The following is an 11,563-nucleotide window of genomic DNA, read 5'->3' on the forward strand; positions in this document are numbered from 1 at the left end:
CATTTACTTTTCTGTATTAAAGACACTTTTTTCAATCAAGGTCTGCTCCTTTTCATAAAGAATCTGCTGATCAGGCTCTTTCTTCATAGGATTTCGTAACTTTTCCTGCAAGTATTCAAATACCACGAAGAACACAGGAACCACAAAGAGTAAAGCCAAAGTTCCCACCAGCATACCTCCTACGACACCCGTAGCCAGCGAACTGTTACCATTGGCTCCAGCGCCAGAAGAAAACATCAACGGAAGCATACCGAAAATCATACACAACACCGTCATGATGATAGGACGGAAACGAGCCTGGGCAGCCGAGTAGGCAGAAGAAATAATCCCCATCCCTTTCCGTCGGCGTTCAATGGCATACTCCGTAATCAGAATGGCCGTCTTGGCCAGCAGACCAATCAGCATAATGGCTCCCGTCTGCAAATAGATGTTGTTTTCCAATCCTGCCACACGGGCAAACAGGAAACTTCCCATCAGGCCGAAAGGTACGGAAAGTATGACGGCCAGAGGTACCAGAAAACTTTCGTAAAGGCATGACAGAATCAAGTAAATCAGGATTACACAGAGGGTATAGATAAACACAGTCTGTGCACCTCCACTACTGGCTTCCTCACGAGCCATACCTCCATACTCATAACCATAACCCGAAGGAAGAATCTCTCCGGCAACTTCCTTGATAGCTTTCTGCACTTCACCCGTTGAGTATCCGTCGGCCACGTTCACATTGACGTTGATAGTGTTATACAGATTAAAACGCTTGGCTATTTCCGCCCCCTGTTCCGAACGAAGTGTCACAAACTGGCTGACCGGTGCCATCTCCGTGCCATTACGTACAAACATGTTGTCCAATGCATGCTGGTTCAAACGTGCATCAGGTGAAGCCTGGATCATGACACGATAGACCTTTCCAAACTTATTATAATTGGAGACATACGACCCACCGCAGTAGGAACCCACCACATCCAGCACCTCATTTGGGCTGATTCCGGCACGCTTGCACTTGGCCGCATCCACATCAACAGCTACCTGAGGAAAATTCATGGCATACGAACTATAGGCCATAGCCACTTCCGGACGTTGGTTCAAAGCCATAATAAACCGCTGTACAGACTCATAGAAAGGCTTCATATCACCTCCAGTCTTGTCCTCCATATACAATTCTACGGCATTACCGGTTCCGTAACCCGGAATCATTGCCGGCTGGAAACAGAATATCTGCGCTTCCTTGATGGCACTGAACTGTTCATTCAGCCGCTTCATAACCGCATCCACCGTATGTTCCTTTCCTTTTCGCTTGTCCCAATGATACAAACGGATAATAACCGTACCGTATGACGTTCCCTGTCCGGAAATCAACCCGTAACCCGTGATACGGGAATAATGTTCAATCTCAGGGGTAGCCTTTAGTATATCCTGCACTTTATCCATGACCTTGTTCGTCTCGGCCAAAGAATTACCCGGCGAGGTACTAATGTTAATCATCATGGTACCCTGATCTTCCTGAGGTACCAGACCTGTCTTAGTAGTAGACATCAAATACACCAATAATACAGAAGCGACTCCCAACGAAGCCCAGACCATCCATCGGTGATGGAAGAAAAACATTAGCCCTTTCTTATACTTACCCAATAAAGTATTGAAAGAAACATTATAAGCCGCACGGATACGTCCGCTAAAACTCTTGATACTCTTCTCTGTATCCGAAGGACGCATCATCATGGCACACAATGCCGGACAAAGCGTCAGGGCATTTACACAAGATAGTCCTACAGCCACCGCCATCGTAATACCAAACTGCGTGTAGAACACCCCTGACGTTCCCCCCATAAAGGTGACAGGAATAAATACGGCCATGAACACAAGGGTACATGAAACAACCGCCATCGTCACATCGTTCATGGCATCCTTGGTAGCCAAATATGGCGACCTGTATCCCACATCAAATTTGGCCTGCACGGCCTCCACCACAATAATGGCATCATCTACCACCGTACCAATCGCCAGCACAAGGGCAAACAAAGTCAAAATATTGATACTAAATCCTGCTACAGACAAGAAGGCAAACGTACCAATCAGTGACACAATGATGGAAATGGAAGGAATCAACGTACTTTTAAAATCATGCAAAAAGAAATAGACAACCAAAATCACCAGAATAATGGCAATCACCAACGTCTCAATCACATTGTCGATAGAAGCAAAGAGGAAATCATTCACACTCATCATCTGAATAAATTCCGTGCCTTCAGGCAAATCTTTTGAGATTTCATCCAGCAAGCTAGTAATTTCCTGATTCACAGCGGTTGCATTAGCCCCGGCCACCTGAAAGGCCATAAAAGTAACACCCGGAACTCCATCTGCTTCCCCATGAAAACTATAAGATTCACGCCCCAGCTCTACATCAGCTATATCCTTCACACGAAGTACGGAACCATCTTTTTGAGAACGTATCACTATATTTTCAAACTCTTCCACACTTTTCAGTCGCCCTTTATATTTCATTGTATACTGAAATACATTGTCCGAACTTTCACCCAACGATCCCGTAGGAGCCTCAATGTTCTGTTCCCCCAATACAGAAGTCACATCAGAAGGCACCAGACCATATTGTGCCATCTTTTCCGGCTTCATCCAGATACGCATACTATAAGTATCTCCCATCAATTGCACATCGCCGACTCCCTGGATACGCTTTATCTGCGGAATCACATTGATGTCAAGATAATTGGCCAAAAAGGTTTCATCATAACGTTTATCCGGACTAATCAAACTGTTAATCTGAAGAAAACTGTTCTGACGCTTCATGGTACTGACACCGATAGCCGTTACTTCAGAAGGCAGAAGTCCCTGAGCCTCAGACACACGATTCTGCACATTGACAGCGGCCATATCCGGGTCAGTTCCCTGCTTGAAATAGACCAATATTTCTGCCGTACCCGCATTGGTCGCTGTAGAAGTAATATAAATCATGTTCTCCACTCCGTTGATACTTTCTTCCAACGGCATAATGACACTGTTCATCACCGCATCGGCATTGGCACCGGTATAAGTGGCTTCCACACGTACGGTAGGCGGAGCAATGTCAGGATATTGTTCCACGGGAAGTGTATAAAGTGATATAAATCCCACTATCAGAATCAAGACCGATATGGAGAGGGCCATCACCGGCCGTTTAATGAATATATTTCCTTTCATAATCGTCTGTTATTTTACTTGTGTTCCTTCACGAATCATTCCGGCTCCGTCGGCCACAATCTCATCTCCGGCTTTCAGACCATCCAGCACGATGTATTCTTTCCCATCATTGACCGAAGCTACTTTTATTAGAGTAGATACCGCTTTCCCGTCTACTACCTTATAAGCCAAAATTTTATCCTGCAACTGTACGGTAGCTCCCTGCGGAATCACTATACATTTTTTATAAACACTTGGAATCAGCACGTTGCCCGATGCACCACTATGTAACAGACGGGAGGCATTCGGAAACACCGCACGTACACCCACCGTACCCGTCTCCTTGTCAATCACTCCACTGATGGATTCTATACGCCCTTTTTCTTCGTACATAGAACCGTCGTTCAGTTGAAGCTGGATTTCAGGCATATTCTGTATGGCTTTTTCCGTAGTTCCATACTGACGGGAGAGTGAGAGAAACTGATTTTCAGTCATCGAAAAATACACATACATCTTGGCATTATCAGAAACCGTAGTCAACGGCTGAGCTATATTCGAACTGACCAGTGCCCCTACACGATAAGGCAACATACCGACCACTCCGTCACTTGGACTCTTTACCTCTGTATAAGAAAGGTTATTCCGTGCATTCACCTCCTGTGCTTTAGCCTGTGCCAGTTGTGCCTTGGCAGTCAGAAATTCATTCTCTGTAGTCTGTAAGTTAAAGCTGGAGACCACCTTCCTAGCATACAATTCCTTTGTACTCTTATAAGTAAGTTCGGCTGTAGCCAGACTGGCTTTCGCTACTTCCACATTGGCAACAGCCGTTTCCAAAGCCGCCTTATAAGGAACCTGATCAATCACAAACAAGACTTCTCCCTTGCGTACGACATCTCCTTCCGAGACATTCAACTTTTCAATATATCCTGACACTTGCGGATAAATGTCGATGTCCTGCATACCTTCAATGGATGCTGAATATGAGGTCATGATTTCCTTATCCGTGTCTGCAGTAAGCGTTACAAGTTTATAGCCTTTCTGAGTGTTTTCTTTGGTTTCCGTCTTACAGGAAGTTATCCCCATCGTACAGCCAACCAGCAACATCAGCCATACGTTTAATTTTCCAATCTTTTTCGTCATATTCGTTTCTTTTTTTGTTCGCGCAAAAGTAGCAAGCATGCAAAAAAGGAAGACAACCAATTTTCGCACAGAAATATTCAATTTTCTCCACCCTTCTGTCAATTTCATAAAATATGGAAAATAAGACATACTTGAGAGAAAATAAAACATAGCACCTTGACCAAAAATCTTCATCTTTGCAAAAAAGAATTATGGAAGAGATTATTAAACATATTCACATGGAAATGCTTCAAGTGCATTGCGATGCCCAAAGCTATATTGACGATTACATGTTTCTGACCGAACGCTTGGAGGATGTGTTCCAAGAAAATAAGAATGTAAAACTGGAAGTTTTTCTGATGCTCTATTGTGAAGAAGGAGAGGTAAAATTAGAGCTAAACAATGCAACCCTGCACTTACAAGCCAACGACCTGCTAATCAGTCTGCCTAATACAATTATAGGCCAGGTAATGGCCAGTCCCAACCATAAAGTAAAAGTATTCTGTTTCTCCAACCGCTTTGTCCAAAGGCTGACCCAAACTCAGAAATACAGCTGGAAATCGATATGTTACATACAAGAAAATCCCATCAAGCATTTTGGAGAAAATCGGAACGAAACATTTCATCAATACCTGAAACTGATAGAAGGTAAGATACAGACTCCCCCCGATAAACACCAGAAAGAAATCCTGCTACACATTGCGTCAGCTTTTTATGGCGAGATGGTGGCCGAAACCACTCGCAAATCCATTGAAAAAGAAAAACTAGGATACCATATTCCTGTTAAACAACCCGACTTCATCTTCAAGCAATTCATGGAAGCTCTGACAGCCGACAACGGTAAACACCGTACACTGACTTATTACGCTGACTTATTTTGCTACTCGCCCAAGTACCTGTCGCGCATCGTCAAGCAAGTTAGCGGGAAAAATGCATTGACACTCATTCATGAAAATGCCATCGAACATATTATTCCTGAACTGAGACATTCCCATAAAAGCATTAAGGAAATATCTGTAGATTTTGAATTTCCCAATGTGTCTTTTTTTGCACAGTACGTAAAAAAACACTTAGGAATGACCCCTACAGAATATCGCAACAGCAGTCAAGATGAGAAATAATATAGACTAAAACTTTTTTACTCATGAAACGCTACATTTTATACAGTCTGAGTAGCTTGGTTGCATTATCAGCCCACTCGCAAAACACATCTAACGAGAATGTTCCTCCCAACATACTACTCATTGTAGTAGACGATATGGGATTTTCAGACACACAACCCTTCGGTGGTGAAATACAAACACCAAATATCAACCGACTGGCAGAGCAAGGTATCCGCTTTACCCGGTTTCACACCTCCTCTTTAAGTGCTCCCACAAGAGCCATGCTCCTGACCGGTGTGGACAATCATCAGAACGGACTGGGCACTATGCCTCCCCTACATGCTGAAAACCAATACATGCAACCTGGTTACGAAGGAGGTATCAACCAGCGCGTAACGACACTGGCTGAAGTGCTGCATGAAAACAATTATTATACTTGTATGGCCGGTAAATGGCATCTTGGTACCAAAAAAGGAAACATCCCTTCCGAACGTGGATTTGAACAGAGCTTTACCATGCTTGGAGGAGGTGCCGGTCATTTCTGTAATTCATTTGCCTTGTCCGACAGCGAACAGCCAGTCACTTTCTACCTGGACAATGGCAAGAAAGTGGAAAAACTTCCTGATGATTTCTACTCCACTCGTTACTATGCTGACAAAATGATTGAATATCTACGTAAATGCCCTCAAGACAAACCGTTCTTCGGCTATCTAGCCTTCACCGCTCCACACGATCCTTTACAGATTATCCCGGAATGGAAAGACCGGGAAAAAGGCACATACGACTGCGGATACGACAGTATTCGTTCTACCAGACTGAATCGCCAAAAGCAGATGGGACTCATTCCATCACAAACTCCTGATACTGGCCTCAGCAATCCTTCTATACAATGGAACAAACTAAGTGAGGAACAAAAAAAGGAACAAAGCCGAAAAATGGAAATCTATGCTTCTATGATAGAATATATAGACTATAGTATCGGACGCGTGCTAGAAGAACTGGAAAACGAAAATAAACAGGACAACACTTTAATCATATTCATGAGTGATAATGGAGCAAACCCCAAAGAACCTGAGAATTATCCTGGAAACACCAAGGAACTTATCCAGAAAAGATACGACAACCAACTAACAAATTATGGAAATCCCAGCTCTTTCATTTCGTTGGGAGAAGCCTGGGCTGAAGTATGCAACACGCCTTATTCTCTTTATAAAATGACTACCCACGAAGGAGGAATCTGTGTACCATTGATTATTTCTGGAAAGAATATAATCCAAAAAGGAAGTATTGACCATATCACACTGCTCCATGTCACTGACTTGTTTCCTACAATTCTGGAATATACTCATACCCAACGGCCATCCTCTTATCACAATACCACATTGGCTCCTCTATACGGAAAATCATTTGCCCAAAAACTCACAAACACAGATTCATCACCCTTGCGCAACTCCAACGATGCACTCTGTTTTGAAATGAAAGAAGACAAAGCTGTGATACAAGGTAAATGGAAAGCTGTACAGCTCACCCCTCCTCATGGAGACGGGGCTACATGGAAATTATATAACCTGGAAACAGATATAGCCGAACAAAATGATTTGTCTGAAATTTATCCAGCCAAGCTAAAAGAACTCATCGCAGTCTGGAAAGAATATGCAAAATCTGTCGGATATATACCATCCGACAAATCCATGATTATTAAAAGGATAGGCGCAAAGGTATTTTACGAATATCAACAATAACTTTTATCCTTCAATTATATTTCGACATATCAAGCCATTCAGGATAGCAGCAAAACCAAAGTTGCTATCCTTTTTTATTTTATCTGTTATCTATTTCGTAATCAGAAACATATAGTCTTCTAATAAAAAAATAACACTATAAAGAGAAAATTGACCGAACAAAAAATAGAATATTACGTTTAAAAACATAAACGGGTAAAATTATTAATGAAATAAATAAACTAGACTACAAAACATTTAATTCTTTATTTTTTATAGATCATAGGAATAGGTTTAAAAGATTATGATTACTGAGAAAACAACAACAAAATGAGAAAATTTACTTTTATTGCATTCTTATGCACTTTGCTATTGGTTTCTTGTAACCAGGAGGAACACTTAGGCACATCTTCCACCGAAAACAAATCTGGGATTGTATTCAAACTGCAAAAACAAGGCTATGAAGGAGTCTCTTCACGCGCCTCGGAAACGGAGACTTCCCTTTATGACCAATTGTATTACTTTATTGTCAATGAAAACGGTGACAAAGTAAAAAACATCAAAAGCTATTATGAAGCTGCCACCTCGGAAATTTATACCGAAGGACTTCACAAAGGAGAGTATCGATTGGTGGTGTTAGGCATCAAAGGCAATCCGGCGGCTGACCGGGCCATTATCCATACTCCGGAACATATTCAAGACGAGTGGCTTGAATTTCCGGCAGACTTGCAGAAACCGCTGGAGGCTGAATATTTCTATTCACAAACTCCTTTCTCCATCGTAGAACAACAAACGGAGGAAGGCATGCAAGAAGTAGCCTCCATCCCGCAGGAAGTGACCCAGAAACGAGTTGTCAGTCGGGTGGATTTTGACTTTGCGTATCAGAATCCCTATGTGAGCTATGCCGTCACAGACAAAAGTCTGGCATTGGGAGACGTGCGATTCTATACTACCCTTTCTGGCAACGGAGAACTGGGCGGAGAAAGCAACGGCACAATGAACGCCCTTTCACTAAACCAGCAGACATCTTATCTGTTCATGCCCTTGTGCAACGGATCGACCCTTCACGGAGATATCCATCTCTCAACTCGCAACTACCGGAAAGAAAACAGAAAGCAGGTGTACAGTTTCGAGCAGAAGGAACTGGCCCCCAACCATATTCATCTGGTTGAAACCCAAGTGAATCATCCGGATGACAAAGCGGTGACCATGTTCATCACTCCAGCAGCCTATAATCAAGGTGAGCATGGCCTGATTTTGCAGGATACAGAACGGAAAGAAGTATATACCGACAAGACTGTACGGTGCTTCAATACCGCCCAGCCATTACAGGTTTCCGTCACAGAAGAAGGAAAGCTGCATACACGTTTCTACTCTCCTCGTAAGCTGACCAATGTACTGATCAAAATGCAACTGCCGCAAGTAAGTGAAGAATTCTTCGACTTGGCTTATTTTGATTCTATTCCGGCTTTCGGCGACTTTTGGGAAGAAATTCCGTTGCTGCAACGTGCCGCCATGTGCCGCACAGAATCCGGACGATACATTGAGGTACAAAAGAAGACAGCGTCTGAACTGAGTAAAGCCGTACTCAAGATTGAATCGGACGACCCTTACTGGAGCAAGCTGCAGGAAATCAAACATGGTTGGACCATCTACTGGGGACTTTACGGAGGTGACCCGGAGAAAGAAGACGGAGGTCCGGTAGGCAACTGGATGGGAATCCGCCCGGTACATTGCCGGGAATCGGTAGCCCTCTTCCTGAACTTTACCTACATGATCGACATGCCGGAACACGAACAGATTCTGCATGACAATGCCCACCAGCTTTACGATGACAACAAACAACTGGTAAAGGTAGAAGAGGTTTTGAGAAAAATGAGAGCCAGCAGAACGCTTCAGGTAGGCCTGGTCTATCCCGGACACGGAATCATCGGATTGGGTGGAGGAAGTACTTTTGGAGCCTACCAGCGAGGATGGTTCGAACATTACTTCAACCGATATGCATGCAGCGTCATGTTCCATGAACTGGGACACGTCATGGGATACGGACATAGCAGTTCCTTCACGTACGGTCCATGGGCAGAGCAGTTGATGAACAACTTCTATGTAGACAACATCCAGCAGATGCCGATAGACTCACGTGATTACCTGAACAGCTCACAGAATCCTTATCAATACAAATAAACAGAAGAAAACCATAAAAATACCTGAACGAATGATGATGAAATATATACTCGCACTGACCAGTGCAAGCTTACTTTTATTGAGCGGATGCCAGCAGGAAGATATCCGGCAAACACCGGATACCCATGGAATGCTCGCTGTAAAATTCTCCAAAGCAGGGGTGATAAACGGAACAGATGCGGATGCAGAATCACAAATCCATACCCTCAACGGTTATCATTTCGAAGACGGCATTCTGAAAGAAACGTTCTCTTCTCTGCAAATGGATGCAGAAGGAATCTGCCACCTGGATATTGCTCCGATGAAGGGCAGCCTGTACTTCCTGGCTAACGGAGAAAAAGCCATTACTCCAGAAAACCTGAAAGAAGGAGTCACTACCTTAGAAGCGTTTCTGAAGCAACAAGCCACCGCCGAAAACATGGCTTCTGAATCTATGCTAATGACAGGAAAGACGGAATTGGGCACAGACGATACTTCGGTATCAGTATCCCTGAAACGTGCGGTGGCCCGCATCGATCTGGATTCACCGTTCGAGGATGCTGAAGTAAATAGTGTCGTACTCAAGAACGTAGCACTGACGGGTTATCTCTATGAGCAGGATGCACTCCAAACCTCTGAGAAGTTTGAAACGACCGACCTGACCAAAGATTTCGGCGAACAACCCTTCAAGAATGACAAGACTTCGCTTTTCTATCTTCCTGAACAAAATTCAAACGGACATGAGGTAGAAATCATGATAACGACCCACGGTGGATGGCACCGGCTGAAGACTACTCTTCCGGCACTGAAACGCAACCACGTCTACACGCTCAAGGTGTATGGAAACGGCTCCAACTGGAAAGTGGAAGTCCTGACGAATGACTGGGAAACTGGCTCTTCTTCCGAATCAGGTCTCACCCACAAAGGGCTGGTGGATAAAGAAAACTCACAACTTTCTGAAGGAGTGACTTTGAATGCACAAGGAGATACGGTATTCGTTCCTTACTGGAAAAGCGATTTTCAACTGACACTGGCAGCAGAAGCCGGAGCGGAAGTAAAGGTCCTTGGACAAGCCAACGGAGTCACCATAACACCTACTCCACTTTCACGCTCCCTCACACCGGTGGCACAGTTCCAAGTATCGAGCAAACAGAAAATGCCGGGAAGCCACTATGAATATATGTACTTGGACGTACATAAAAACGAAGTGCAGACAGGACGTGTCGTACTGGTCTTCATCCCTAATCCGATACAAATGACCGGCGCGCTGCAATTTGACGACAACGGACTTTGTGATTTCCACACCTACATCGACGGAGAACTGGCTCGCATTACCCTTCCGGAGGGAAAAACCATCTCTTTAAACTTCAACGAGGGAGAAGCTCAGTGGATGAAGCTGACAGAAGAAGGAGACCGTACCTACCGCCTGTTAGGAGGATGGAAACCCAACGACCCGAAAGCAGACGGACGGGCACAAACCGGTGAACTGGTGATTGCGGATGCAAACGGTGGACATTCGGAAGTATATACCATCCGACGCCTCAACTGGGGATTGCCCGTGGTACAAGTCAACGGCGTGTGGTGGTGCAAGTATAACCTGAGAGGAAATGTAAAAAATTTCAGTGACCAGATTTTAATAAAATCGGACCCTGCGGCCAACGGCAGTCTGGCTGACTATCTGCGAAGCTGTTCGGACGAAGACTTCCTTCAAGTGTTAGGCGACCAATATCAGGCAGGAAATCCAGATGGATTGAAATTGACTCACAAGGACGGCCAGTTCTATTATGAAGGGTATCAAAGCCAGACGGGTAACTTCGGCACGATGGCTCCCACCGAGATGGCTCCCGACGGATACCAGATTCCGGATTACGACGACTACCGCTTCTATACATGGGGCTCCAACTGCAACTTAGCTTACTTCGACCCCGGAGTCTTCAACAACGGACTGGGACAACGCCTCAACTTCAACGTAGTAGAACGCAATGCCACTTTCAAAGGCCTGAACTATGGTCCGATTTCGTTCTATGATTTTGAATACGAAGGCAATCATCTGACACTTTGCGGACTGGGACACCAATACAACGAAACGACCCTCTCCAGCATGATGATTTTGTTTGCCACCTACGGCAATGCAGGAAACACCTGGATGATAGAAGGATATGCCAAAAGCACCGGAAAAGGAAACTGGTTCAAGTATGCAGGCAGCAATGCCCAAAAGACCCGTACCATCCGATGCATAAAGACTCCGGTAGAATACATTTACGAATAAGAAACAATTACAGA

At 44.3% G+C, this 11,563-nt stretch carries 6 protein-coding genes; 4 read left to right on the forward strand and 2 right to left on the reverse strand.

Annotation, left to right across the window (positions count from 1 at the left end; genetic code table 11):
- Positions 1-3: 3 nt before the first annotated feature.
- Positions 4-3,195, reverse strand: coding sequence for an efflux RND transporter permease subunit (locus RDP42_RS04855; RefSeq protein WP_308762767.1), 3,192 nt, complete (start codon positions 3,193-3,195; stop codon positions 4-6).
- A 9-nt stretch (positions 3,196-3,204) separates the two neighbouring features.
- Positions 3,205-4,314: an efflux RND transporter periplasmic adaptor subunit gene (locus RDP42_RS04860; protein ID WP_308762768.1), complete on the reverse strand. Its 1,110-nt coding sequence runs from the start codon at positions 4,312-4,314 to the stop codon at positions 3,205-3,207.
- Between the two features lie 218 nt (positions 4,315-4,532).
- Between RDP42_RS04860 and RDP42_RS04865 the strand changes: the two genes are divergently transcribed.
- From RDP42_RS04865 to RDP42_RS04880, 4 genes are all read left to right on the forward strand, one after another.
- A complete protein-coding gene (locus tag RDP42_RS04865; RefSeq protein WP_308762769.1) occupies positions 4,533-5,414 on the forward strand; it encodes a helix-turn-helix domain-containing protein in 882 nt (293 codons plus the stop codon).
- 23 nt (positions 5,415-5,437) lie between these two features.
- Complete coding sequence (locus RDP42_RS04870) at positions 5,438-7,138, forward strand: arylsulfatase (protein ID WP_308762770.1); 1,701 nt, start codon at positions 5,438-5,440, stop codon at positions 7,136-7,138.
- A 309-nt stretch (positions 7,139-7,447) separates the two neighbouring features.
- Positions 7,448-9,301: a hypothetical protein gene (locus RDP42_RS04875; protein ID WP_308762771.1), complete on the forward strand. Its 1,854-nt coding sequence runs from the start codon at positions 7,448-7,450 to the stop codon at positions 9,299-9,301.
- A 31-nt stretch (positions 9,302-9,332) separates the two neighbouring features.
- Positions 9,333-11,549 (forward strand): hypothetical protein, encoded by a 2,217-nt coding sequence (locus tag RDP42_RS04880; RefSeq protein ID WP_308762772.1) that lies wholly within the window; start codon positions 9,333-9,335, stop codon positions 11,547-11,549.
- Positions 11,550-11,563: the final 14 nt, after the last annotated feature.

It is taken from the genome of uncultured Bacteroides sp., from assembly GCF_902472605.1.
GTDB lineage: Bacteria > Bacteroidota > Bacteroidia > Bacteroidales > Bacteroidaceae > Phocaeicola.